This window comes from Pseudarthrobacter sp. alpha12b, assembly GCF_054130495.1.
Window position 1 is genome coordinate 3,875,445 of sequence record NZ_CP196746.1, and the last position, 24,805, is coordinate 3,900,249.

The following is a 24,805-nucleotide window of genomic DNA, read 5'->3' on the forward strand; positions in this document are numbered from 1 at the left end:
CGCAAGCCTGCGGGGCAGCTGAAAGTCCGGGTAGCCAATGCCCGGTAAACTTGATGATTGTGACTTCCCAAAACACCCCCGCGCCCAAGAATGCCCCAGAGCCCATCGACGCCAGCGAGCAGATGCGGATCCGCATGGAAAAGCGCGCCAAACTTCTTGAGCGCGGCACGGAGGCGTACCCCGTGGGAGTGGAACGCACGCACTCCCTCGCCGAGATCCGGGAAAAGTACGCCCACCTTGAGGCGGACGACACCACCGGCGACACCGTGGGCGTCACCGGCCGCGTGGTCTTTGTCCGCAACACCGGAAAGCTCTGCTTCGCCACACTGCAGGAAGGCGGCACCGACGGCAAGGGAACGCGCCTGCAGGCCATGCTGAGCCTGGCCAACGTGGGCGAGGAAGCGCTCGCGGACTGGAAGGCCCTGGTTGACCTGGGCGACCACGTATATATCAAGGGCGAGGTCATCTCCTCGCGCCGCGGCGAACTGTCCGTCATGGCCGAATCCTGGTCCATGGCCTCCAAGGCCCTGCGCCCGCTGCCGGTGCTGCACGCGGACCTGAACGAGGAAACCCGCGTCCGCCAGCGCTACGTTGACCTGATGGTCCGCGATGAGGCGCGCGAAATGGTCTACACCCGCGCCGCCATCACCCGCTCCATCCGCGAGACGCTCTTCCGGCACCGCTACGTTGAAGTGGAAACGCCCATCCTTAACCTGGTACACGGTGGTGCCCTGGCGCGGCCGTTCGAGACCCACATGAACGCCTTCGACCAGAAGATGACCCTGCGCATCGCCACCGAGCTGTACCTCAAGCGCGCCGTGGTGGGCGGAATCGACCGCGTCTACGACATGGGCCGCGTATTCCGGAACGAGGGCGTGGACTCCACCCACAGCCCCGAATTCACCACCCTTGAGTGCTACGAGGCCTGGGCCGACCAGTTCGTCATGGCCGAACGGATCAAGGAAATCATCCTCGACGCCGCAGACGCCGTGGGTGCCGGACGCGTCCTGCAGACCGAGGCGGGGGAGATCAACCTCGACGGCGAGTGGACCTGGCTGGCCGTATACCCCGGACTTTCCGACGCCGTTGGGCAAGAGATCACGCCGGACACGTCCGTTGAGGTGCTTCGGGAGCTTGCAGCCAAGCACGACGTCAAGGTGGACCCCAAGTGGGACGCCGAGAAGCTTGTAGTGGAGCTCTTCGGTGAAATCGTGGAGCCCACCCTGCTGAACCCCACCTTTGTCTACGACTACCCGCCCTCCGCGCAGCCGCTGGCCCGCCCGCACCGCGAGGACGGCCGGCTGATCGAGGCCTGGGACCTGATCATCGGCGGCATGGAGCGCGGCACCGCCTTCTCCGAGCTGATCGACCCCGTCATCCAGCGCGAGCGGCTCACCGAACAGTCCATGCACGCAGCTGCCGGCGACGTCGAGGCCATGCAGCTTGATGAGGACTTCCTGCGCGCCCTGGAATACGGTGCTCCGCCCATGGGCGGCATCGGCCTGGGCATCGACCGGCTGGTGATGCTCTTCACCGGAGCCGGAATCCGCGAAACCATCCTGTTCCCCCTGCTGAAGCCCGAAGGGCACTGACCATGGAGTACGTAGCAGTCATTCTTCCCTCCCTCGTGGTGGGCCTGCTTTTCTGGTTTGCCATGAAAGCCATCTTCAACGCGGACAAGGCCGAGCGGCAGGCGGAAGCCCGCGCCCAGGCCGAAGCGGATTCCCTCCCGGTGCAGCCCACGGACCGCCCGGGTTCGGAATCCAAATAGATAAACCCCCTACTTTCCAGGTTTATCCCCAAGGAACCATTAGGCGCTTTGACGCGTTGCCAAGATAAGAGTCATACTTTTTTCGGGAAACATCCTGCTTTTCTGAAAACCCAAGAGGAAGACCTTTAATGGCACAGAAAGTAAACATCATCCTCGTTGATGATCTGGATGGGGGATCCGCAGACGAGAATGTTAAGTTCGGCCTCGATGGGGCCAACTACGAGATAGACCTGTCGGCAGCCAATGCCGCAGAACTTCGGTCTTCACTGGAGAGGTTCATCACTGCAGCCCGCAAGGCATCCGGAGGCCGCGCCCAGCGGGCAAAGGCGGCAACGGGTGGCCGCAGCCACGATTCGGCGCAAATCCGGCAATGGGCGCGGGATAACGGTTACACCGTTAACAGCCGCGGCCGAATTCAGGCCGAAATCCAGGAAGCCTACCAAAAGGCAAATTCCTAGGACCGCCTTTAGCTCCACTGAAACCCCGCTACCGCCGCCAGGCGGGGCGGGGTTTTTCAATTTTCGGAAATTACTGCTACCGGCATCTTCGGCACTTGGTCCTTTGGCCCAATTGGGGCGTTGTCGTGGACTCTTGTTGCCGGCAGTATTTGCCGGGCTGTGAGCGCCCCTGCCGGTGCGTCCGCCTGCCACTGCTCCGCCTTGCTGGCCGGTTCGCCGCGCCCGCAACTGCCCGCCACCGTTATTCCCGCAAGGGGCACGGTTTCCCCTGTGGCGAACACGCTCCACAACTCAGGAGCGGCCACGTAGCATCAAAGTACGTCGTAGCTAGGAGTGTGGCGAAATGTTTGAGCGATTTACGGACCGTGCCCGTCGCGTAGTTGTGCTTGCCCAAGAAGAGGCACGCATGCTGAACCACAATTACATCGGTACCGAACACATCCTCTTGGGTCTGATCCATGAGGGTGAGGGCGTTGCCGCCAAAGCTCTTGAGTCCTTGAGCATTTCGCTCGACGGCGTTCGCGAGCAGGTGCAGGAGATCATCGGGCAGGGCCAGCAGGCTCCCTCCGGTCACATCCCCTTCACCCCCCGTGCCAAGAAGGTACTGGAGCTCTCGCTGCGCGAAGCCCTGCAGCTGGGCCACAACTACATCGGCACGGAGCACATCCTGCTCGGCCTGATCCGTGAAGGTGAAGGCGTTGCCGCCCAGGTTCTGGTCAAGCTCGGCGCCGACCTCAACCGGGTCCGCCAGCAGGTCATCCAGCTCCTCTCCGGCTACCAGGGCAAGGAAACCACCGGCGCAGGCGTCGGCGGCGGACAGCCCGAGGGCGCCCCCGCCGGTTCCGTGGTCCTGGACCAGTTCGGCCGCAACCTGACCCAGGCTGCGCGCGAGAACAAGCTGGACCCGGTGATCGGCCGCGAGCAGGAAATGGAACGCGTCATGCAGGTCCTTTCCCGCCGCACCAAGAACAACCCGGTCCTCATCGGTGAGCCCGGCGTCGGCAAGACGGCCGTCGTCGAAGGCCTTGCCCAGGCGATCGTCCGCGGCGACGTCCCGGAGACCATCAAGGACAAGCAGCTGTACACCCTGGACCTCGGGTCCCTGGTGGCAGGCTCCCGCTACCGCGGTGACTTCGAAGAGCGCCTGAAGAAGGTCCTCAAGGAGATCCGCACCCGCGGCGACATCATCCTGTTCATCGACGAGATCCACACCCTGGTGGGTGCGGGTGCCGCCGAAGGCGCCATCGACGCAGCCTCGATCCTGAAGCCCATGCTGGCCCGCGGCGAGCTGCAGACCATTGGTGCCACCACGCTGGATGAGTACCGCAAGCACATCGAGAAGGACGCTGCTCTGGAGCGCCGCTTCCAGCCGATCCAGGTCAAGGAACCCTCGGTGGCACACGCCATTGAGATCCTCAAGGGCCTGCGCGACCGGTACGAGGCACACCACCGTGTCACCATCACCGACGGTGCCCTGGCCTCCGCTGCCAGCCTCGCCGAGCGCTACATCTCGGACCGCTTCCTGCCGGACAAGGCCATCGACCTGATCGACGAGGCCGGCGCCCGCCTGCGCATCCGCCGCATGACCGCTCCGCCGGAGCTCAAGGCCATGGACGAGCGCATCGCGAAGCTGAAGATGGAGAAGGAATCCGCCATCGACGCCCAGGACTTCGAAGGTGCCGCAGCGCTCCGCGACAAGGAGCAGAAGATGATCTCCGAGCGGTCGGAGAAGGAGCGGCACTGGAAGTCCGGCGGCATGGACGACATCTCCGAGGTGGATGAGGATCTCATCGCCGAGGTGCTGGCCAACTCCACCGGCATCCCCGTCTTCAAGCTGACCGAGGAAGAGTCCTCGCGCCTGCTCAAGATGGAAGATGAACTGCACAAGCGCGTGGTGGGCCAGGACGAGGCCATCAAGGCACTGTCCCAGGCCATCCGCCGCACCCGTGCAGGACTCAAGGACCCCAAGCGTCCCGGTGGCTCGTTCATCTTCGCCGGCCCCACCGGCGTCGGCAAGACCGAGCTCGCCAAGGCACTCGCGGAGTTCCTGTTCGGTGAAGAGGACGCCCTCATCACCCTGGACATGTCCGAGTACTCCGAGAAGCACACCGTTTCGCGGCTCTTCGGTGCCCCTCCGGGCTACGTGGGCTACGAAGAGGGTGGTCAGCTGACCGAGAAGGTCCGCCGCCGTCCGTTCTCCGTGGTGCTGTTCGACGAAGTGGAGAAGGCCCACGCGGACCTCTTCAACTCGCTGCTGCAGATCCTGGAAGACGGCCGCCTGACCGACTCCCAGGGCCGCGTGGTGGACTTCAAGAACACCGTGATCATCATGACCACCAACCTCGGTACCCGGGACATCTCCAAGAGTGTCGCCACCGGTTTCCAGTCCGGCACCGACACGCAGACCGGCTACAACCGCATGCGTGCCCGTGTCACGGAGGAACTCAAGCAGCACTTCCGCCCCGAGTTCCTGAACCGTGTTGACGACGTCGTGGTGTTCCCGCAGCTGACCCAGGACGAGATCATCGAGATCGTCGACCTGTTCGTCACCCGCCTGGAGAAGCGACTCAAGGACAAGGACATGGGCATCGAGCTCACCAAGGCCGCCAAGGTGCTCCTGGCAACCCGCGGCTACGACCCCGCCATGGGTGCCCGGCCGCTGCGCCGCACCATCCAGCGCGAGATCGAGGACCAGCTCTCCGAGAAGATCCTGTTCGGCGAGATCCACCCCGGCGACATCGTCGTAGTGGATGTCGAAGGCGAAGGCGACGACGCGAAGTTCACCTTCGCCGGCAACGCCAAGCCGCGCATCCCGGAGATCGCCCCGAGCGTCTAGCCTCCACAGCCAAAGCCCCGCCACTCCGCAAGGAGCGGCGGGGCTTTCTGCGTCTACTCCAACATCCGTGGCTGCGTCCGGCGCTTTCATCCGTGGCGGGGTCCGCTCCGGCACCGGCGCCATTTGCCGCTTGCTGCTCGTTCCTCGCTTTGACGCAAGCTACACAAATGACCCCGGCACCCTCGCTGGGTGCCTTCCGGACTTGAGCGGCCCTTCCCCGCATAACCGGTGCTGCCCGACACCGGTTATGCGGTTTGGGGCCGTTCATGCCGCCGCTCTGCCTTGGACTCGTCACGTACTTTCCGCACGAGGTGCCGGTGCGGGACTGAGCCTCGGAAGGACGCAGGGGAGCGTGGCGACTGTGATGCGGGGCACAAACCGTGTTGAATCGGGGGCATGGCTAATCAGAATCCGGCGATCCCGGACGAGCAACCACTGACCCCTTTCCACGACCTCGACCACTACCTGTCCATCCCGCGGGTAAGTGGCCTGGCCCTGAGTCCGGACGGCTCACGGCTGGTCACCACTGTCAGCACCCTGAACGGCAAGGGCACCGAGTTCGCCACCGCACTGTGGGAGCTGGATCCGGCCGGGCAGAAGCACGCGCGGCGCATCACCCGGAGTGCAAAGGGCGAGGCCGGCGCCGCTTTCGCGGCCAACGGGGACGTTTACTTCACGTCCGCGCGCCCCGATCCGGACAGTCCGGAAGAAGAGCCGGTCAACGCGCTGTGGCTGCTTCCGGCCGACGGCGGGGAAGCCCGCGTTGTCCTGAGCCGGCCCGGCGGCGTCAGCCGGGTGATGACGGCAAGGAACGCCGATGCCGCGTTCGTGACCGCCGAGGTCCTGGCAGGGTCCGCGGATGAGACCGACGACGCTGAGCGGCGCAAGGCGCGCAAGGACAGGAAGGTCTCGGCCATCCTGCACAGCGAATATCCGGTCCGCTACTGGGACGCCGACCTGGGCCCGGACCAGCCGCGGATCTTCGCCGTGGAGGCGGGGGAGGACGCGGCATCCGGCAAGCCCGCGACTGTTGACGCGACGGCTCCCCTGGTCCTGCGCAACCTGACAGCCGGGGCCGGCCCGCGGCTAAGGGAAGCGGAGACGGTGGCCAGCCCGGACGGGAAGACCGTCTACAGCAGCTACACCAAGCCCCTCGCCAAAGCGGACAGCCGCTCCGTCCTGGTGGCAGTGGATGTGGCATCGGGCAGCCTCAAGGTGCTCCTGGACCAGGAGGGAATGAGCTATTTCCCGGGTCCCGTCAGCCCGGACGGCAAAACCCTGGTGGTGCTCAGCGAATGCGACTCCACCCCGCAGCGTGCTCCCGAGATCAGGATGCACCTCTTGGATGTCTCCGGCGGTGCCGCCGCGGATGCCGCCGGCCTGCAGCCCCTTGCCCACGACTGGGACCGCTGGCCCAAGCCCGCAGCTTGGCTTCCGGACGGTTCGGCCATCCTGGTCACAGCGGACGACGACGGCGCGTCGCCGGTTTTCCGGGTCAGCGTTCCGGGGGCTGCCGCTGAGGTGGGCGTCAGCCGGGTGACGCAGGACGCCGCGGCTTATTCCGACGTCCTTGTTTCTCCTGAAGGCCGGTACGCCTATGCCCTGCGGAGCTCCTACGAATTCCCGGCCGAAGCCGTGCGGATTGACCTGGCCACCGGGGAAACCACCCGCCTGCCAGCACCTGCGGAACGCCCGGCCTGCCCTGGGCGCCTGGAACGCATCGCCGCCACCGCGGCCGACGGATCCCGGGTGCCCGCATACCTCGCCCTGCCGGAAGGCGCATCGGCTGAGTCGCCTGCGCCGCTGCTGCTCTGGATCCACGGTGGTCCCCTGGGATCCTGGAACGCGTGGACGTGGCGGTGGAACCCGTGGCTCCTGACTGCCAAGGGGTATGCGGTGCTGCTTCCTGATCCTGCACTGTCCACGGGTTACGGCCAGGCCTACATCCAGCGCGGCTGGGGCTCCTGGGGCAAGGCGCCGTTCACCGACCTGATGGCTATCACGGACGCTGCGGTGGAAAGGCCGGACATCGATCAGGCCCGGACTGCTGCGATGGGCGGCTCCTTCGGCGGGTACATGGCCAACTGGGTGGCGGGCAACACCGACCGGTTCAAGGCCGTCGTCACCCATGCCAGCCTGTGGGCGCTGGACCAGTTCGGACCCACCACGGATGCTTCCCAGTACTGGCTGAAGGAAATGACCGAAGAGATGGCACTGGAGAATTCGCCGCACCTGCATGCGGAGAAGATCAGTTCGCCCATGCTGGTCATCCACGGCGACAAGGACTATCGGGTGCCCATCGGCGAGGGCCTGCGGCTCTGGTACGAGCTGCTGTCCAAGTCCCGGCTCGCGGCGGACCAGGACGGGCAGACGCCCCACAGGTTCCTCTACTTCCCGGATGAGAACCACTGGGTCCTCCAGCCGCAGCACGCCAAGGTCTGGTACCAAGTGGTGGAGTGGTTCCTGGCGCGGAACGTCCTGGGTAAAGAGACCGATCTGCCGGCTGAACTCGGTCTCTAAATTCCCGCTAACAGGAACAAAGCATCGCTCGATGGGGAAGATCCCAAGGTGAAGGGGGCTGGGGCATTTACGTAGCGTGCGTCTAAGCGAGGAACGAGCGAGCACGCGGTAAATGCCGCAGTCACCGAGCCGAAAGCCTTCGCCTCGTAGGATGGTTTTGTGACCGATTCCTTCCACATCCGCCCAGCACGCACCAGTGACGTCCCTGCCATCAAGAAGCTGGTGGCGCCCCTGGCCGACGAGCGCATCCTCATGGCGAAGGAGACAGTGGCGTACTACGAGAGCCTCCAGGAGTTCCGTATTGCGGAGTCCAGCGACGGCGAAATGATCGGCTGCGGGGCCCTGCACGTCATGTGGGAGGACCTGGCCGAAATCCGCACCCTCGCGGCGTCCGGGCAGTGGCGCGGCAAAGGGGTGGGCCACGTGCTGGTGGAAAGCCTACTGGAGGAAGCCCGGGCCCTCGGAGTGTCCAGGGTCTTCTGCCTTACCTTCGAGGTGGACTTCTTCAAGCGCCACGGCTTCGAGGTCATGGCGGACCAGTCCGCCGTGGACCCGGAAGTGTACTCAGAGCTTCTCCGCTCGCACGACGAAGGCGTGGCTGAATTCCTGGACCTGGCGCGGGTCAAGCCGAACACCCTGGGCAACACCCGGATGATACGCACCCTTTAGGGACCCGCGGCGGGGGACAGTGCAAACCCCTCTTGGCATTACTCGAATTGATGGATAAACTACTGGAGGCCGATATGTGGGGGGCCTCAGGAAAGGGACAGTCATTGGGGGCTGTCCCTTTGCTGCGTCCGGGACCGCTCGCCTTCGGAAGCCGCCGGAAAACCGGGGCCAGAGGAACCTACCGCCACCTGTGATCCCGGTAGTAGGGTCAGACACACATCCTTCAGGAGCACAGCCAGGAGCACCGCCATGAAGAAACTCATCAACGATCCAAAATCCGTTGTCCAGGAAGCTGTCCAGGGATTTGGCCTGGCACACGCCGGGCTGGTCACCGTCAGTGAAGACCCCATCTACGTCACGCGCAAGGACGCGCCAGTGGCCGGCAAGGTGGGGCTGGTTTCAGGCGGCGGCAGTGGTCACGAGCCACTTCACGCCGGCTACGTGGGGCGGGGAATGCTCGACGCCGCCGTGCCGGGGGCGGTGTTCACGTCGCCAACGCCGGACCAGATCCTTCCCGCCACCCTGGCAGTGAACTCAGGTGCCGGCGTCGTGCATATCGTCAAGAACTACACCGGCGACGTCCTGAACTTTGAGACGGCGGCCGAACTGGCCGAGGCGGAGGGCGTGAGCGTCCGGACCGTGCTGGTCAACGACGACGTGGCGGTTGAGGACTCGCTGTACACGGCCGGCCGCCGCGGGGTGGGCGGCACGGTGCTGGTTGAGAAGATCGCAGGTGCTGCTGCCGAACGCGGTGACGCCCTGGACGCAGTGGCTGCCATCGGCGAACGGGTCAACGCCAATGTCAGGACCATGGGCGTTGCGCTGTCAGCCTGCACTGTGCCGCACGCGGGCAAGCCGAGTTTCGACCTCGCCGAGGATGAGATCGAGATCGGCATCGGCATCCACGGCGAACCTGGCAGGCACCGGATCCCCATGGAAAACGCGGACAGCATCACCAACCGCCTGCTCGAACCCGTACTGGCCGACTTGAAGGTCAGCTCCGGGGACAAAGTGCTGCTTTTCGTCAACGGCATGGGCGGCACTCCGCTGAGCGAGCTCTACATCGTGTACCGGCGGGCCGTGCAGGTGCTCGCCGATGCTGGCGCCACGGTGGAACGGTCGCTGGTGGGCAACTACATCACGGCCCTGGAGATGCAGGGCTGCTCCATCTCGGTCCTCCGGCTCGACGACGAGCTCACGGAACTCTGGGACGCACCCGTACACACCCCCGCACTGCGCTGGGGCGTGTAACCGTGGTGCTGGACGCCAACTGGGCGGTGAAGTGGTTGACCCTGTGTGCGCAGGCCATGGCTGAACACCGCGTTGAACTGATTGAACTGGACCGCGCCATCGGGGACTCGGACCACGGCGAAAACATGGACCGCGGCTTCCAGGCCGTCCTTGCCAAACTTGGTGAAGCCACGCCGGAGACGCCGGGGGCGGCGTTGAAGATGACCGCCATGACCCTGATGTCCAAGGTGGGCGGCGCGGCCGGCCCCCTTTACGGGACCGCGTTCCTTCGCGCCGCCACGGCGCTCGGTGATTCCGCTGAGATCGAGCCGGCCGCCTGGGCCGGGGCCCTGGAGGCGGCCAGGGACGGGATCGTGGCGCGCGGCAAGGCGGAATCCGGGGACAAGACCATGGTGGACGCGTGGACGCCGGCGGTTGATGCTGCCCGCGCCGCGGCCGACGGCGGCAGTACGGACGTCCTGGGTGTCCTGGTGGCGGCCGCTGAGGCTGCCGAGGCGGGAGCGGTGGCCACCGACCCGATGGTGGCGCGGAAAGGACGCGCCAGCTATCTTGGCGAACGCAGTGCCGGGCACCGCGATCCCGGAGCAGTCTCCAGCGCGCTGATCCTGCGCGCCGCCGTTGGGGCGGCTGCGTGACCGTAAGCATCGTGGTGGTGTCCCACAGTGAAAAGATTGCCGACGGCGCCGTGGAGCTTGCCGCGCAGATGGCGCCGGACGTGGTGATCCTGCCGGCCGGGGGCACCGACGACGGCAGGATCGGCACCAGCCTGGAGAAGGTCCTCGCCGCCATTGAACAGGCGGGCGCGCAGGCGGGTGGACAGGACCACGGGGCCGCTGGGGATGGCACCGTGGTCCTGACAGACCTGGGATCAGCCGTGATGACCGCCGAATCGGCACTCGAGTTCCTGGAAAGCCCTGCCGGTGTCCTGCTTGCGGACGCACCGCTGGTGGAAGGCTTGGTGGCCGCGGCCGTTGCGGCCCAGGGCGGAGCGGACGTGCAGGCGGTCCGGAAGGCGGCTGAAGGCGCACGGGGTACGGCCAACCAGGTGCCGGCTTCTTCCGAGGCGGAGGAGCTGGAACCTGTCAGCAGTGCCGCGCCTGACTTCACCGGCGACTTTGAGCTGGTCAACCAGGCCGGCATGCACGCCAGGCCTGCCGCGAAGGTGGCAGGGGGCCTTGCCTCGCTTGACGCGGAGGTGACCATCAACGGGGTGGACGGCGCGTCCATGACTGGCTTGATGACCCTGGGGGCGGGGAAGGGCACCGTGCTGCACGTGGAGGCATGGGGAGCGGATGCGGAACGTGCAGTGGAGTACGTTGGCGGCCTGGTGGAGGCCGGCTTCGGCGAGCCCTGAGCCCCATCCCGCTTCCTGGGAATAAGCTCGATGCCATGGAACGGCCGCTTGCAGAAAATTCCCAGGAAATCGAAGTGCTGGACGGCCAAATCTCAGTGGAGGAACTGCTGGCGGAACTCGGCTTCGACTGGAGCGCCGAGCCCGTGGGCGGCGGCCCGTTGCCTGGAACCCCTGAAGGCGACACCTTCACCCAGCCCGCGCTGTTCTAGCCGGGCGCTTCCCCGGACATTTACCCGGACGCAGGCTGTTGGTGCAGCCCGGCGTCGTCCAACACGACAGCTGCCGACAGGACCTTCCCACACTGCTCACCGAACGGATACAGCACCTTGGGCTGTAACTCCAGGGTGAGCACCGGCAGGGCGGTTCCATCCGGTGCCGTGCCCGAAGCGGTAACCGTCATGGGTGATTCCGTCAGGGCGGCCAGCATCAGGGTCCCCACCTTGGTGCCATCGGGCGAGGCAGTGGCTGAACAGGCGCCCTCGGTGTTGCATCCCTGCCCGATGGAGGAGCTGCCCGGCCGCAGTTCGACGCCGTCCTCCGCGCAGGTGCCGTCCTGGCAGGCCCTGAGGTGCAGCGTCGCCACCCGCGGTGAGTAGCCGGCGGTGACCGTCACGGCGACGGCGGTGGCCTGGGTGATTGCCGGACACGCGCTGCCGGCCGGGTCGCAGGCCGAGATGAGTGACGCCGTCGTCATCAGTGCCAGGAGCAGTCCGGGCTTTCGCATGCCTTCAGGCTACGTCCGGTTGAAGCGCATCAACGGGGCCGGCCGCTTTTGGCGGCAGCATTGTTATGCCCGCCGCCCTAACCCAGCGGGAAGACGCCGATGAACCAGAACAGGGCGATGGCAAAGACCGCGAAAAACGCAATCAGGCAGCCCATGACCGTTCGCGGCTCCGAGGACACCTGGAGTGACTCATTGGGGTTGGCCGGGTTGTAGGCCACCTCGATCAGTGAGCCCGGCACGGGCTGCTCCACTTCGGAGATCTCAGACTTGCCCATGAAGAGGGTGCCATGCGGGTCGGTGAACTGGTACGTGGGGTAGTAGCGGAGGTTCCGGTTGGAGCTGCCCACGCCGCTGGTCCAGCCGGTGGCGCTGCCGGTGACGGTTGCCTGCGCCTTGGGCCAGGACGCCATCTGCTGTTCCTGGCGCTTGGTACTGCGCGCCGCGTAGAGCAGTGAAAATATCGCGGCGGCGACGAACAGCGCCCACACGATGTACAGAATTGTCTTCATGGCTTCCCCCGGTTCCGGTCACCAAGAAGTATGCCATCCGGGCCCCCGCCGCCGGTGGGTCAGGCTGGGAGCCGGTAGCCGCCGTCGTGCATCTCTGCCAGCCCGTCCGCCAGGAGCCCCGCCAGCGCCCGTTCCAGCTGTTCAGGGGCGGAGTTGAGCCGGTGCAGGGCGGCCAGCGGCACGCCAATTCCTTCAGGGGCATAGCCAAGATCGGCTGGTTCGCGCTGGAACATGTCCGGCGGTACGGGGGTTTCCGCCAGCCGGAGCACGGCCAGGACGGCGCCGCGGACCTGGCGGTCGGTGCCGTGCCACGCCTGGCCCTTGGGAACGTACGACGGCGGGGGCTCGCCTGCCGCCAGCCACGCACAGGAATCCTTCACCGGGCAGGCGGCGCACTTTGGCGCCCGGGCCGTGCACACCAAAGCCCCAAGTTCCATGACCGCAGCGTTCCAGCGAACGGAGGTTTCGTCGTCGTCCGGCAACAGGGCGGCGGCCACGCGCATCTCCGCCGCGGTCAGCGCGGGGGCGGGAAGCGCGACGCCGGAGACCAGGCGGGCGTGCACCCTGCGGATATTGGTGTCCACCACCGTTTCCCGGCGGCCGTACGCGAACGCCGCCACTGCCGCGGCGGTGTAGCTGCCCACCCCGGGCAGGGCCAGCAGTTCCGCGTAGGTGTCCGGGACCTTGCCGCCGTGGTCCTGCACGATCGCCGTGGCCGCGGCGTGCAGCCGAAGCGCGCGGCGCGGGTAGCCCAGCCTGCCCCACGACCGGACAGCTTCCCCGGCGGGTTCCCCGGCCAGCCCGGCGGGCGTGGGCCACCGCTTGAGCCACTCGTGCCAGACGGGGAGCACCCGGACCACGGGGGTTTGCTGCAGCATGATTTCGCTGACCAGCACGCCCCAGGGGGAGCAGCCGGGCTCGCGCCAGGGAAGGTCGCGGGCGATGCCGGCGAACCAGTCGTTGATCCGGTGGTGGAGCATCTCCAGGGCTGCGGGGCCCGCTGGAGTGACCGCGGCGGTTGTGGCGGGGGAGGTTTGAGTGTCGATGCCAACACTGTAGTGGATGGGTTCCGGCCGGCTGCAACCCGGTTGTGACAAGAGCGATGCCGGCCCGGCGGCGTGGTGGCAGGGCAGAAGCGGCGGCGTTCCATAGCCTAGGAGGATGGGCAGGCAAGGCGATTCACCAGCACGCGGCACGGCATCGGGTTCCAGCAGCGTCCGCAAACCGGGTGCCGCCGTGTACCGCCGCCGCCGGCTGGTGGCTGGCGGCGCGCTCCTGCTGGTGATCGCGCTGGTGGTCAGCGGTTTCGCGCTGGCCGGTGCCTTCAAGGGCGGTTCGCAGCAGGCTTCATCCACCCAGCCTTCGTCCCCGGACCCTGCGGCCTCCCCGTCTGCTGCCGCCACCCCTTCTGCTTCCGCCTCCGCAACTCCGTCAGCCACGCCGTCGCCCACTGCCCCGGCGACCCCCACCTGCAACCAGAACCTGGTGACCGTCTCGGCAGCCACTGACAAGCCGGTGTATGGACCGGGGGAAAATCCGCTGCTCACCCTGAAGGTGACCAACGGCGGCACCGTCGCCTGTGAAGTCAACATTGGGACCTCACAGATGGAATTCCTGGTGACCAGCGGCTCTGACCGGATCTTCTCGTCAAAGGACTGCCAGGCATCGAGCGATGACCTGGTCAAGGTGATTGCCCCTGGCGCCAGCGAAACCGCCAACTTCCCGTGGAGCCGGAACCGCAGCGCCGATGGCTGCAAAGCAGTGGCGGCAGCCCCCGGTGGCGGCGGGGCGTACTACATCTTCACCGCGAAGCTGGGTTCACGGGCCAGCCCCAAGGCCGTCTTTCAGCTGAACTGAGCCCCACACCCATCCATTGCTGAGTAATTGTCGGTCTCAGGGCTGAAAACGGCACATGCTCAGCAATCGATGAGGGAAAGCCGCCGGGATTGCCCGCTGCGGGGGAGCCGGGGTGGTGCTTTAGAGGAAGCGGTCCAGGAGGCTTGCCTCGGCCATCCGGCTCAGGCCCTCGCGTACGGTGCGGGCGCGCTGGTCGCCGATGCCGTCAACGGTCATGAGGTCGTCGATCGTGGCGGCCATCAGGAACTGCAGGCCACCGAAATGGTCCACCAGGCGGTCCGCGACGGCCTTTGGAACTGCCTTGAGGCCGGACAGCAGCCGGTAGCCGCGGGGCTGGACCACGGCGTCGAGATTGGCTTCGCCGCCGGCAAATCCTACGATCGCCGCAATCTTGCCCAGGTCGATCAGTTCCGTGGGGCCCAGGCTGACCAGTTCATGGACGGCTTTGTCGATGTCCTCTGCTGAAGCATTGGGGCTGGCGTAGTCGCGGATGATCACGTCGCTGCCGGGGCCCCTGCCCACGGTGAGTTCGTCGAGCTGGAGGGAGAGAAGCCGGCCGTCTTCGCCCAGTTCCAGGACATACTGCGAGATTTCCTCCGAGATGCGGCGGACCATTTCCTGCCGCTGAAGTGTCACGGCAACGTCGCGCACCGTCACCATTGCCTCGATTTCCAGGGCGGACAGCGAACTGGTGACCTGGTCCAGCCGTGCGCGGTAGCGCTCCAGGGTGGCAAGTGCCTGGTTGGCGCGGGCCAGGACGTTCTCTGATCCCTCCAGGACGTGGCGCAGGCCGTTGACGTAGAGGGCGATGATCTGCATGGACTGGCTCACGGAGATGACCGGGACCCCGGTCTGCTTGGCCACCCGTTCCGCCGTGCGGTGTCGGGTTCCGGATTCCTGCGTCTCGATGCTCGAGTCCGGGACCAGCTGGACGGCGGCCCGCAGGATGTTGCCGGCGTCCTTGTCGCAGATAATGGCGCCGTCCATCTTGGCCAATTCCCGCAGCCGGGTGGGCGAGAATTCGATGCCGATATCGAATCCGCCCGAGCAGATGGAATCGATGGTGCGGTCAGAGCCCAGGACGATCAATGCCCCGGTGCGCCCGCGGAGGATCCGCTCCAGGCCATCGCGAAGGGGAGTTCCGGGTGCAACCCTGCCCAGAGTGGCCCTCAGCGATTCTTCGGGGCTCCGCGCCATAGGTGTTTCCCTTCAAAGGTGCGGACCGCCACCCGCAGGAATGCCGGCGTCCGCAGTTGGCCGGCAGGATCAAAAAGTGCTCTGATTCCCGCAAGCTCAATGATAGGGGTAAGAATCCCCAAGTTCCGCACAGGCAAGCCCCAAAGTGGCCCATTAGGGGGTGGCCGGTACGGCAGGAAAAATGCCGTTTGGATGCCGTGCCCGGCAGGCACTTTCGCTCCTTTCGCGCCACGGTTCCCGCCGTCGGCACTAAGCGGGCTTACCCAGGGGCGTGACCGTTTTGGTGCTGCTGTCCCAGAGCCGTGCGGCTGTACAACTGCCCTCGACGCGCAGGTCCAGCAGGTCCATGGCTGCCCCGAGCTGAGGACCGGGGATGCGGCGGGAGATGGTGACGTGCGGCGTCCAGGACCCCGGCAGGGTCAGCGGCAACGCGCCCGACAGACCTTGGTGCAGGTGCCGGTGCAGGTCCAGCAGGGGAGCGGTCAGCAGGACCGCCCGGGCAAGTACATACTTGCCGGTGCCGGCGGGAAATACGATGGCACCGGAAAACGCGATGTCCATGGGCAACGCCTGCCAAACCCCTTCCTGGAGCGGCCCTTCCCGGCCGTCCTGCAGGTCGGCTCCTGCGGCCAGCGTGATGTGCGGGCTGTTGCTGGGGGAGGTGTGCGCAGCGAGGCTCGGGAGGCCGGCGGCCTCGAGCCGCGCCCAGTCGTCCCTGAGGAGGGCGTCGGTGGGGTCATCAAAGACCAGTTCGATGCTGCGCATAAGCACATCATGCCTTTACCCGCTGCCCCGTACCGCCACGTGGCGCGGTGTTTGCCGGGATAGTCCAGCGCCTTCGCAGGGAAACCTCAGCGCCTGCGCTCCTTGAGCATCCGCTCCAAGTCCCTGCTCACCTTCGAAAGGGACGCGGCCCGGAGCGCCTTGTGCTCGGCTGCCGTCTGGACGCACCGCTTACGCTGCGAGCCGGAAGGAAGGGCCGACGCCGGCGCTTGGGTGGGCGTGCCAAGGCCTGCGCCTACATTCATTGCCAGGTTGGTGGCCAACGGATCGAAGAAGAGGTTGCCGGAGAAGGTGGCGCCGTGCATCATGCGCCAAAGCTAACTGCCCCGCATTTCGCGGCTTTGAACGTCCGGTTTCGCCTGCGTTAAGCGGAACCGGTGCCCGTTTGCGGCCCTGCGATAAACTTGTACTTTGGCTGTTTGCCAATCTCATTCCCCGCCCTCGAGTCGCAGCGCAGAACCCGAAAGGCCCCTGGGCAGCCACAACCGCAGCGAAAGTAGCACCGTGTCCCAAGATGTCCTGACCCCCGCCCGGATCTCCGAGATTCACAAGGAGGCGGGCCGCCGCAGGACCTTTGCCGTCATCTCCCACCCGGACGCCGGCAAGTCCACGCTCACCGAGGCACTGGCCCTGCACGCCAAGGTGATCGGCACTGCGGGCGCCTCCAGCGGCAAGGCCAACCGGAAGGAAACGGTCTCCGACTGGATGCAGATGGAGAAGGACCGTGGCATCTCCATCAGCTCCGCAGCCCTGCAGTTTTCCTACCGCGACACGGTCATCAACCTCCTGGACACCCCCGGCCACGCCGACTTCTCCGAGGACACCTACCGCGTGCTTGCCGCCGTGGACTGTGCCGTGATGCTGGTGGACGCCGCCAAAGGCCTGGAAACCCAGACCATGAAGCTCTTCGAGGTGTGCAAGCAGCGCAACCTGCCCATCATCACCGTCATCAACAAGTGGGACCGCCCCGGCCTGGACGCCTTGGCGCTGATGGACGAGATCACCGAACGCACCGGCCTGCAGCCCATGCCGCTGACCTGGGCCGTTGGCATCTCCGGGGACTTCCGTGGCGTCTGGGACCTCCGCAACGACCGCTTCGCCCGGTTCCAGCGCAACAACGCCGGCGCCCAGATCGCCATCACCGAATACTTCACGCCGGAAGAGGCCGCCGAGAGCCAGGGCAGCAATTGGTCTGACGCCGTGGACGAGGCAGGGCTGGTGATCGAGTCCAACCTTGAGTTCGATGTCGACGCCTTCCACGCCGGCAAGGCCACCCCCATCCTGTTCAGCTCCGCCGCTCTCAACTTCGGCGTCAAGGAACTGCTCGACGCCCTGGTGGACTTTGCCCCGCCGGCGTCCCCGCGCCCCGATGTGGACGGCACCGCCCGCCCGGTTGAGTCTCCGTTTTCCGGCTTCGTCTTCAAGGTGCAGGCCGGCATGAACAAGGCCCACCGCGACCACGTAGCCTTCATCCGCGTCTGCTCCGGTGTCTTTGAGCGCGGCATGGTGGTCACCCAGACCCGCACCGGCAAGTCCTTCGCCACCAAGTACGCACAGCAGGTGTTTGGGCGCGAACGCGAAGTCATCGACGAGGCGTACCCCGGGGACGTGGTGGGCCTGGTCAACGCGTCCACCCTGCGTGTGGGTGACAGCCTGTTCATGGAGGACCCGGTGGAGTACCCGGCCATCCCGCTGTTCGCCCCCGAGCACTTCCAGGTGGCCCGGTCCAAGGACCCCAGCAAGTTCAAGCAGTTCCGCCGCGGCATCGAGCAGCTCGAGCACGAGGGCGTTATCCAGGTGCTCCGCTCCGACGTCCGCGGCGACCAGGCGCCGGTGCTTGCCGCCGTCGGGCCCATGCAGTTCGAGGTGGTGGAGGACCGCATGGCGCACGACTTCAGCGCACCCATGCGCCTGGAACGCCTGCCGTACTCGCTGGCCAGGATTTCGACGGCGGATGCCATGCCCGCGCTGGCAAACGTCCCTGGCGCTGAGGTGCTGTTGCGGTCCGACGGCGAATACCTCGCCTTGTTCAACGACGTCTGGGCGCTCCGGCGGATCGAGAAGAACCACCCCGACCTGACGCTCGTGCCCATCGGCACGCACAACCCCGCAAAGTAGGGCATCATGGCTGCAATCCAACCCCGCGCACTGGTCACCGGTGCCGGCACCATCAACCCCCTGGGTTCCACGGTCAGGGAAACCTGGGAGGCCCTGCTTGACGGGCGCTCCGGGATTGCGGCGCTGGAGCAGGACTGGGCAGAGCAGCTGCCGGTCAGGATCGCCGGTCAGGTCACGGCAGACCTTTCGGACCACCTCAGTACCCGCGAGATGAAGCGGATGGACCGGTGCGGCCAGTTCGCCCTGATTGCGGCACGGGAGGCGTGGGTGCAGGCCGGCGCCCCGGAAGTGGACCCGGAACGGTTCGCCGTGGTGATCGGGTCCGCGTATGGCGGGCTCGGTTCCACCATCGAGCAGGACCGGGTGCTGGGACAGTCAGGTCCCCGCAAGGTGTCCCCGCACACCCTGACCCGGCTCATGGTCAACGGCCCGGCCGCGTGGGTGTCCATGGACCTTGGTGCCCGCGGCGGCGCCCGGACGCCTGTCAGCGCCTGCGCCTCCGGGGCTGAGGCGATTGTCCAGGCCGCCGAGATGATCCGCTCCGGTGCTGCCGACGTCGTAATTGCCGGCGGTGTTGACGCTTCCGTGAACGACCTGGTGATCAGCGGCTTCTCCCAGATCCGTGCCCTGTCCACCCGTCCGGATGACCCGCAGCGGGCCTCGCGCCCGTTCGACGGCGGCCGGGACGGCTTTGTGCTGGCTGAAGGCGCCGGAGTTGTGGTGCTGGAGAGCGAGGAGCACGCACGTGCCCGCGGCGCCGCCATCCTTGGGGCCGTGGCCGGGGGAGCGGTGACGTCCGATGCCAACGACATCGTGGCGGCGGATCCTGCGATGCAGCGTCGCGTCATGCAGAAAGCGCTGGAATCGGCCGGGATGGCTCCGGCGGAGATCGGCTTCGTCCATGCCCACGCCACGTCCACCCCTGTGGGCGACAGGCTGGAGGGCCAGGCGATCAACGCCGTCTTCGGCGCCGACGTCCCCGTCACGTCCACGAAAGGCCACACCGGCCACCTGCTGGGTGGCGCCGGTGCGCTGGCCGCCGTCGTGGTCCTCGAAGCCCTGCGCACCGGCAAGCTGCCGGGAACGCTGAACGTGGAGGCGCTGGACCCGGAAGTGGACCTGAACGTCATCACCGCCAACACCCACCAGCTGGCACCCGACTACGCCCCGGCAGGGCTGGTGAATGCCTTCGGATTCGGCGGCCACAGCGTCGCTTTGGTGCTCACCGCCGGTTAGCTGCAAACGCCGAAAACGCCGGAACGGTGCGGGGAACGCCGGATCGGTCGGTCCGGCGTTTCCGCACCTTTTCGGCGATCCGGATGCAGCAGCGCGTTTAAGCGGGTGGTCTAGCTGGCCGCCAGGTCCTCAACCAGCGCATCGAGGATGGGCAGCTGGCCCTTCACGAGTTTGAGCCGGGCCTCCTGCTCCGGGAACCAGCGGGCGTCGTCAATTTCGGGATACTGCTGCATCCTGCCGGACCCCTTGGGCCATTCCAGCGGAAAAGTGTTGCTGCTAATCACCTCCGGGGCGAACTCAGCCTGCGCCGCGTAGGCGGTGATGAGCTTTCCCGAGGATTGCCGGAACTCGCCAAGCAGCCGGTATTCAGCCTCCGGGGCAGCAGTCCCCATCTCCTCTGCGAATTCCCGAAGCGCGGCGGCCAGCGCGTCTTCGCCGGCGGCATATTCGCCTTTCGGAATGGACCAGGCGTGCATGTCCTTGCGGGCCCAGAACGGGCCGCCCATGTGGGCGATCCACACCTGCAGTCCATCCCGGGCGCCGGCGGGGGTGGCCGGGTCCTGCCGGTACAGCAGGATGCCTGCGCTTCGAATGGGCATTGAATCTCCAGATCGTCAGGAAGTGCAGTTGCCGTTCGCCGTTAACGTGGAGTTCACGGCGCTGCTTTAGGTTATTCCTTCAGGCACTCTGCCAGGCACTCTGGTCGAAAGGGACGGGACCACTCATGGCCAACATTGCTGAAGTTTTGGGACGGCTCACGCCGGAAGAAGTGGATGAGCTCCGCAGCCTGGGCCCGCAGGGACACCTGCCGCGGCACCTGGTGGATGCCCTGGACCGTGCAGCAGGTGGAACAGGGGCGGGCCGCGGGTACTACGTGGCCAACGGCAATGTGAGCGCCACCGGCGGCCCGCTGCTGGTGCTGCGCAGCGACGTTTCCAGCTGGCTGGCCGGCGCCGCCTCCTGACTGCCCGGAGCTGTCAGAGTCCCGGCAGGATGAAGGTTGCAGTGGTGCCCACGCCGGGCTCACTGTCCAGGCTGATGGATCCACCGTGGCCCTCAACGATGGTCTTGCTGACGGGCAACCCCAGGCCCGCACCCGGGATGGCCGTTTCCCGCGACCGCGCCGAACGGAAGAACTTGGTGAATGCCTGTTCCTGCTCTTCCGCCGTCATCCCCACGCCCGTATCGGTGACGGAACACACCAGGCCCGCATCGGTCCTGACGGCCCCGGCAGTGATTAAGCCGCCGCTGGGGGAGTACTTGATGGCGTTCGAAAGCAGGTTCCGGACCACCTGGCTGATTCGTTCCGGATCCACCCTCGCCGGCAGCGGCTGCTCTACATCAAGTACCAGCTGCAGCCCGTTGCCGGCGGCCTTGGGCAGTGCGGCATCCACCTCCAGCGCCAGCAGCCGGGCCAGGTCCGTTTCCTCCAGCGCCAGGTCCATCCGCTCGGATGCCACAGCGATCAGGTCATTGACCAGGCTCAGCAGGTGTTCCGCGTTCCGGCGCACCACCAGGAGCTCCTCCCGGATGTCCTCATGGCCGGGTTCGTCCAGGACCAGTTCCAGGTAGCCCAGGATGGACGTGAGCGGTGTCCGCAGCTCGTGCGAGACAGTGGCAACAAAATCGTCCTTGGCCGCCAGCGCACTGACCAGGGTGGTGACGTCCACAAAGGTGATGACGGCACCACCTTCCTGGCCGCCGGCAGGAGGGAAAGCATGCGAACTCACGGAGTAGGCGCGCTGGCGTTCTGCGGGGCCGGCCCAATACAACTCGTCCGTGAAGGCGTCCCCGGCTGCGGCCCGGGCCGCGGGAAGCAGGCCTGACGGTACCGGTGTACAGCGGTCCGCCAGCATCAACGTGCCCGATCCTCCGGCAGGGTCCATCACGCCGCCGAGGGCGGCGTCCGTGCGCATCGCCCTGTTTGCCAGCACCGTGTGGCCCCGCGTGTCCACCACCCAGACGCCCACCCCAACGGCCTTCAGCACTGCGTCAAGCAGGGCCCGCCGGCGCACGCTTTCACCCAGGGTACGGGCCCGGTCCTGTTCGTTTTCGACAAGTTTGACGCGATGCCGGCGGATGGTGGTGGCCACCACGTGGGCGGTCACCGCGATGACGGACATGACCAGGGGAAGGATGAGGGTCCGGATCATGGATCCCCCCGTAAGCGGTGCCCCCTGGACAAGGGATGGCGCCACCGCGCTGAGGACCGTCCCTGCAATGGCCAGGGCCGGCATGTACGGCCGGACCTGCGCCGAGAGCCAGACGACAGGAAATACCAGCATCATGCTCAGTACGTTGAAGGCCGGGCCTCCGGCCTCGCGGGTGAAGCCGATGGCAAGGCAGTCCAGGAGCGGGATCACGGCGAATGCTCCTGCCGGAAGCCTGGCCCACGGAACGGCCACGCACGCGGCGGCGATTGCCAGATGGAACAGCAGCGCCGCGAGAAAGAAGCTGTTGGCCAGCGTCTCCGGACTGAAAATTGCCGCGGCGAGGACCACGAGCGCAATGGTCAAGGTGACGGGCAGTTGGCACGCCGCTATGCGCTTCCGCGGACCGAGTGCCCCGAATAAACCGTCAAGACGGTCCGACACAACAGGTTGCGTGGGCCCCCTGCGTGCGTGCTTTGCAGCGTCTGCGGCGCCCTGCTGTTCCTGGATTACCAAGCTTCCCCCAGCACAGAAATCAAAAACCTCCGTATGCGAGAAGGTTCTGCACCCAGAGTACCCGCCGGGAGCCCGGGCGCCGGACAGGGCCGAACGCCCCCGGCCAGGGGCAAACGCCGGCTGCTAGCCAATCAACAGGCTGAGTGCCTCCGTGAGGTGCTCCACTTCACGCACCGAGAATCCCGCGGGCACGGGCCCGGGCCCGGTGTGGCTGGCGGGAACCACAGCGTGGGTGAATCCCAGCCGGTGTGCTTCCTGGATGCGCTGGTTGATGCCCGGCACGGGCCGGACCTCGCCGGCCAGGCCCACTTCTCCGAAGGCAATCAGCCGGATGGGCAGGGGCTTGCGGGCCTTGGCCGAGGCCACGGCAAGGGCCACGGCAAGGTCCGTTGCGGGTTCGCTGAGTTTCACCCCGCCCACGGTGGCAACGTAGGAATCGTCCTTGTGCAGCAGGGTCCCGGCGCGCTGCTGCAGCACGGCCAACAGCATGGACACGCGCGAACTGTCCAGGCCGCTGGTGGCCCGGCGCGGCTGCGAGTTGGGGCTTTCGGCGAGCAGCGACTGCACCTCGGCCAGCAGGGGACGGCGACCCTCCATAGTGACGGTGATGCAGGTCCCGGACACCGGATCCTTGGTGCGGCTGACGAACAGCCCACTGGGATCGGCCAGTCCCTCGATACCGTTTTCATTGAGGTCAAAGCAGCCTACATCGTCGGTGGGCCCGTACCGGTTCTTCACGGCCCGGAGCAGCCGCAGCCGGGAGTGCCGCTCGCCCTCGAACTGGCACACCACGTCCACCAGGTGTTCCAGCAGCCGGGGCCCGGCGATAGAGCCGTCCTTGGTGACGTGCCCCACCAACAGGGTGGTCATGTTCCGCCGCTTGGCCGCGGCAATGATGGATGCCGCCACCTCCCGGACCTGGGACACGCCGCCGGCGCTGCCATCAACATCGGCGCTGCTGAGGGTCTGCACGGAGTCCACGATCAGCAGCCGCGGTTCGATCTTTTCCACCTGGCCCAGGGCCTGCCCCAGGTCCGTCTCCGCGGACAGGTACAGGGACTCGGCGACGGCGTCGATCCGCTCCGCGCGCAGCTTCACCTGGGCGGCGGATTCTTCGCCGGTCACATACAGGACGTCCTGGGCAGTCCGGGCGAACTTGGCAGCCACGTCCAGCAGCAGCGTGGATTTACCGACGCCGGGCTCGCCGGCGAGCAGGATGACGGCGCCCGGAACCAGGCCGCCGCCGAGCACCCGGTCCAGCTCGTCCACGCCGGTGGGCAGGAAAGCCGCCGTGGTGGCGTCGACGTCGGCAATCCGGCGTGCGGGCTCCAGCACCGTTGTGGCCGCCGTCGTACGCGCCACGGCCGCACCCGTTTCCTCCACCGTGCCCCATGCCTGGCACTCGCCGCAGCGGCCCACCCACTTGGCGGTGGTCCAGCCGCACTCGGCGCATTTGTACGCGGGCGCCTTGGACGCCCGGGAAGTCTTTGTTGCCATGCGTTCAACCCTAGTGGCGGGCACCGACATTGCTTCTCCGTAAGCCCCCGGCAGGGCCGTCGGCCCGTCCGCAGCTACAGCGCGGGCAGCACGTCCCTGGCCTCGGCCGCATCCATGCCGGTGGCTTCCAGCAGGTCCACCATCAGCGGCCGGAACAGCATGACAACGGTTTCGCCCTCCAGCCGCGTCACCTCCAGCAGCTTGGGATGCAGGCGAAGGGCGATCTCGCTGAGGTCCCGCCGGGCAGTGCGCAGGTGGGCGCGGCGGACGCCTTCGTGCGTCTCCGCAAGGCCCAGGGAAAGCTCATCGATGGCGGCAGCTGTCTCCTGCAGCACCCCCGCGATGCTGTCCGTCGCCTCGTCCGACAGCGCCGTGTGGTTAATGGCGCTGGTCAACCGCCGCGCAAACACGCGGCTGTTCCTCAGGGCAAGGTCGATGAAATCCAGCGACTGCTTCAGCCGGTCCAGTTCATCACGGTGCCGCCGGTAGGCGGGCGCCAACGTGGCCACCTCGCCGGACGCGCGGAGGGACTGGCGCATGGCATCCACCAGCGGCTGGCAGTTCCGGCCGCGGATCAGCGCATGCCAGGCCTGGGTGGAGTCACTGTTGGCCAGCGCCCCGGCACATTCACGCAGTACCTCCGCCAGTTCATGCAGCAGTTTCTGCACATCCCGGCGCGGCTCCTGGCGGGGGTCCTTTGGCACCAGGATGGTCACCAGCAGGGCACACATGCCGCCCACCACGGCATCGATACTCCGGGTGAACGGGCCCCCGGACGGTGCCGGCAGCAAGACCACCAGCAGCGATTGAAGCGCCAGCTGGGTGGTGAAGATACTTCCGCTGTCCAGGAAGCGGGCCAGCAGGATGGAGAAGAGGAGCACGACGGCGGCCACCCAGATGTCGCCGCCCAGCCAGTGCAGGAGCAGGTCACCGACGGCGATGCCGATGGTGCAGCCCAGGCCCACCTCCATCACGCGCCGCAGCCGTGGCTCCCGGGAGAACCCGAGGGCGATCAGCGACGAGGTGGCTGCGAACAGGGGGCCGGAGTGGCCCAGGACGTACTCGGCGAACGCGTAAGCGCCCACGGCGCACACGGTCATCTGGATGGCGGGGACGAACGAGTTGCGGCTGCGGATCAGTCCGGTCCGGACCCGGCTGCGCAGGAACCGCCTGGATGCTGAGAGTCCTGCTGGGATGGCCATGGGCTCAAGTCTATTCAGTGCCGATCCACTACCCGTCGCGGCTGCACTACGACCGTGCATGTGATCTGCGCAATGGTGACCCGGCATTTGTCAGCCAATATCCCGCCGTCGTTAATCCTCCGTTCACTTTGGACAGCCCATCCCGTTACCTGCGGCC

24 protein-coding genes are annotated in these 24,805 nt (G+C 66.6%); 14 read left to right on the top strand and 10 right to left on the bottom strand.

The features are described from left to right. Positions 1–53 precede the first annotated feature (53 nt). The 10 genes from lysS (at position 54) to ACTAQI_RS17930 (ending at position 11,068) form a co-directional block, all read left to right on the top strand. A complete protein-coding gene (lysS, locus tag ACTAQI_RS17885; protein WP_457947640.1) occupies positions 54–1,592 on the top strand; it encodes a lysine--tRNA ligase in 1,539 nt (512 codons plus the stop codon). Positions 1,593–1,594: 2 nt separating this feature from the next. After that, complete coding sequence (locus ACTAQI_RS17890; RefSeq protein WP_457947642.1) at positions 1,595–1,771, top strand: hypothetical protein; 177 nt, start codon at positions 1,595–1,597, stop codon at positions 1,769–1,771. A 128-nt stretch (positions 1,772–1,899) separates the two neighbouring features. Then, the gene (locus ACTAQI_RS17895) at positions 1,900–2,229 is read left to right on the top strand and encodes a histone-like nucleoid-structuring protein Lsr2 (RefSeq protein ID WP_457947644.1); all 330 of its coding nucleotides are present in this window, start codon (positions 1,900–1,902) and stop codon (positions 2,227–2,229) included. Positions 2,230–2,572: 343 nt separating this feature from the next. Then, positions 2,573–5,065 (top strand): ATP-dependent Clp protease ATP-binding subunit, encoded by a 2,493-nt coding sequence (locus tag ACTAQI_RS17900; RefSeq protein WP_457947645.1) that lies wholly within the window; start codon positions 2,573–2,575, stop codon positions 5,063–5,065. Positions 5,066–5,461: 396 nt separating this feature from the next. Beyond that, a complete protein-coding gene (locus ACTAQI_RS17905; protein ID WP_457947647.1) occupies positions 5,462–7,585 on the top strand; it encodes a prolyl oligopeptidase family serine peptidase in 2,124 nt (707 codons plus the stop codon). A gap of 159 nt (positions 7,586–7,744) precedes the next feature. Further along, positions 7,745–8,254 carry an amino-acid N-acetyltransferase gene (locus tag ACTAQI_RS17910; protein WP_457947648.1) on the top strand — a complete coding sequence of 170 codons (510 nt, stop codon included), beginning with the start codon at positions 7,745–7,747 and terminating at the stop codon, positions 8,252–8,254. Between the two features lie 249 nt (positions 8,255–8,503). Then, the gene (gene dhaK, locus ACTAQI_RS17915) at positions 8,504–9,505 is read left to right on the top strand and encodes a dihydroxyacetone kinase subunit DhaK (protein WP_457947650.1); all 1,002 of its coding nucleotides are present in this window, start codon (positions 8,504–8,506) and stop codon (positions 9,503–9,505) included. 2 nt (positions 9,506–9,507) lie between these two features. Beyond that, positions 9,508–10,140: a dihydroxyacetone kinase subunit DhaL gene (gene dhaL, locus ACTAQI_RS17920; protein WP_457947652.1), complete on the top strand. Its 633-nt coding sequence runs from the start codon at positions 9,508–9,510 to the stop codon at positions 10,138–10,140. Then, positions 10,137–10,859: a dihydroxyacetone kinase phosphoryl donor subunit DhaM gene (gene dhaM, locus ACTAQI_RS17925; RefSeq protein ID WP_457947654.1), complete on the top strand. Its 723-nt coding sequence runs from the start codon at positions 10,137–10,139 to the stop codon at positions 10,857–10,859. The genes dhaL and dhaM overlap by 4 nt, the downstream gene beginning before the upstream one ends. A gap of 35 nt (positions 10,860–10,894) precedes the next feature. After that, positions 10,895–11,068, top strand: coding sequence for a hypothetical protein (locus ACTAQI_RS17930; RefSeq protein ID WP_457947655.1), 174 nt, complete (start codon positions 10,895–10,897; stop codon positions 11,066–11,068). Positions 11,069–11,088: 20 nt separating this feature from the next. Here the strand turns inward: ACTAQI_RS17930 and ACTAQI_RS17935 are convergent, their stop codons facing one another. The 3 genes from ACTAQI_RS17935 to ACTAQI_RS17945 form a co-directional block, all read right to left on the bottom strand. After that, on the bottom strand, positions 11,089–11,583 hold the full coding sequence (locus tag ACTAQI_RS17935; protein WP_457947657.1) for a hypothetical protein: 495 nt from the start codon (positions 11,581–11,583) through the stop codon (positions 11,089–11,091). Positions 11,584–11,660: 77 nt separating this feature from the next. Continuing rightward, positions 11,661–12,092, bottom strand: a complete 432-nt coding sequence (locus ACTAQI_RS17940) for a DUF3592 domain-containing protein (RefSeq protein WP_457947659.1) — start codon at positions 12,090–12,092, stop codon at positions 11,661–11,663. A 59-nt stretch (positions 12,093–12,151) separates the two neighbouring features. Next, on the bottom strand, positions 12,152–13,072 hold the full coding sequence (locus tag ACTAQI_RS17945) for an A/G-specific adenine glycosylase (RefSeq protein ID WP_457951103.1): 921 nt from the start codon (positions 13,070–13,072) through the stop codon (positions 12,152–12,154). 181 nt (positions 13,073–13,253) lie between these two features. On the opposite strand from ACTAQI_RS17945, the gene ACTAQI_RS17950 reads away from it, so the two are divergent. Beyond that, positions 13,254–13,949: a hypothetical protein gene (locus tag ACTAQI_RS17950; RefSeq protein WP_457947660.1), complete on the top strand. Its 696-nt coding sequence runs from the start codon at positions 13,254–13,256 to the stop codon at positions 13,947–13,949. Positions 13,950–14,069: 120 nt separating this feature from the next. On the opposite strand, the gene disA is transcribed toward ACTAQI_RS17950, so the two are convergent. From disA to ACTAQI_RS17965, 3 genes are all read right to left on the bottom strand, one after another. Continuing rightward, the gene (gene disA, locus ACTAQI_RS17955; protein WP_457947661.1) at positions 14,070–15,146 is read right to left on the bottom strand and encodes a DNA integrity scanning diadenylate cyclase DisA; all 1,077 of its coding nucleotides are present in this window, start codon (positions 15,144–15,146) and stop codon (positions 14,070–14,072) included. A 249-nt stretch (positions 15,147–15,395) separates the two neighbouring features. Beyond that, on the bottom strand, positions 15,396–15,911 hold the full coding sequence (locus ACTAQI_RS17960; RefSeq protein WP_457947663.1) for a 2'-5' RNA ligase family protein: 516 nt from the start codon (positions 15,909–15,911) through the stop codon (positions 15,396–15,398). 86 nt (positions 15,912–15,997) lie between these two features. Then, the gene (locus ACTAQI_RS17965) at positions 15,998–16,237 is read right to left on the bottom strand and encodes a hypothetical protein (protein ID WP_457947664.1); all 240 of its coding nucleotides are present in this window, start codon (positions 16,235–16,237) and stop codon (positions 15,998–16,000) included. Between the two features lie 196 nt (positions 16,238–16,433). Here ACTAQI_RS17965 and ACTAQI_RS17970 point away from each other — a divergent pair, with 196 nt between their 5' ends. Both ACTAQI_RS17970 and ACTAQI_RS17975 read left to right on the top strand, forming a co-directional pair. Continuing rightward, positions 16,434–18,047, top strand: a complete 1,614-nt coding sequence (locus ACTAQI_RS17970; protein ID WP_457947666.1) for a peptide chain release factor 3 — start codon at positions 16,434–16,436, stop codon at positions 18,045–18,047. 6 nt (positions 18,048–18,053) lie between these two features. Further along, the gene (locus ACTAQI_RS17975; RefSeq protein ID WP_457947667.1) at positions 18,054–19,283 is read left to right on the top strand and encodes a beta-ketoacyl-[acyl-carrier-protein] synthase family protein; all 1,230 of its coding nucleotides are present in this window, start codon (positions 18,054–18,056) and stop codon (positions 19,281–19,283) included. Positions 19,284–19,393: 110 nt separating this feature from the next. Here ACTAQI_RS17975 and ACTAQI_RS17980 read toward each other — a convergent pair whose 3' ends face one another. Further along, complete coding sequence (locus tag ACTAQI_RS17980; RefSeq protein ID WP_457947669.1) at positions 19,394–19,882, bottom strand: NUDIX domain-containing protein; 489 nt, start codon at positions 19,880–19,882, stop codon at positions 19,394–19,396. Between the two features lie 125 nt (positions 19,883–20,007). On the opposite strand from ACTAQI_RS17980, the gene ACTAQI_RS17985 reads away from it, so the two are divergent. Continuing rightward, positions 20,008–20,247 carry a hypothetical protein gene (locus tag ACTAQI_RS17985; RefSeq protein ID WP_457947670.1) on the top strand — a complete coding sequence of 80 codons (240 nt, stop codon included), beginning with the start codon at positions 20,008–20,010 and terminating at the stop codon, positions 20,245–20,247. Positions 20,248–20,260: 13 nt separating this feature from the next. Here ACTAQI_RS17985 and ACTAQI_RS17990 read toward each other — a convergent pair whose 3' ends face one another. The 3 genes from ACTAQI_RS17990 to ACTAQI_RS18000 form a co-directional block, all read right to left on the bottom strand. Further along, positions 20,261–21,799, bottom strand: coding sequence for a sensor histidine kinase (locus ACTAQI_RS17990; RefSeq protein WP_457947672.1), 1,539 nt, complete (start codon positions 21,797–21,799; stop codon positions 20,261–20,263). A 273-nt stretch (positions 21,800–22,072) separates the two neighbouring features. Beyond that, on the bottom strand, positions 22,073–23,446 hold the full coding sequence (gene radA / locus ACTAQI_RS17995) for a DNA repair protein RadA (RefSeq protein ID WP_457947674.1): 1,374 nt from the start codon (positions 23,444–23,446) through the stop codon (positions 22,073–22,075). Between the two features lie 74 nt (positions 23,447–23,520). Continuing rightward, positions 23,521–24,648 carry an FUSC family protein gene (locus ACTAQI_RS18000; RefSeq protein ID WP_457947675.1) on the bottom strand — a complete coding sequence of 376 codons (1,128 nt, stop codon included), beginning with the start codon at positions 24,646–24,648 and terminating at the stop codon, positions 23,521–23,523. Between the last annotated feature and the right edge of the window lie 157 nt (positions 24,649–24,805).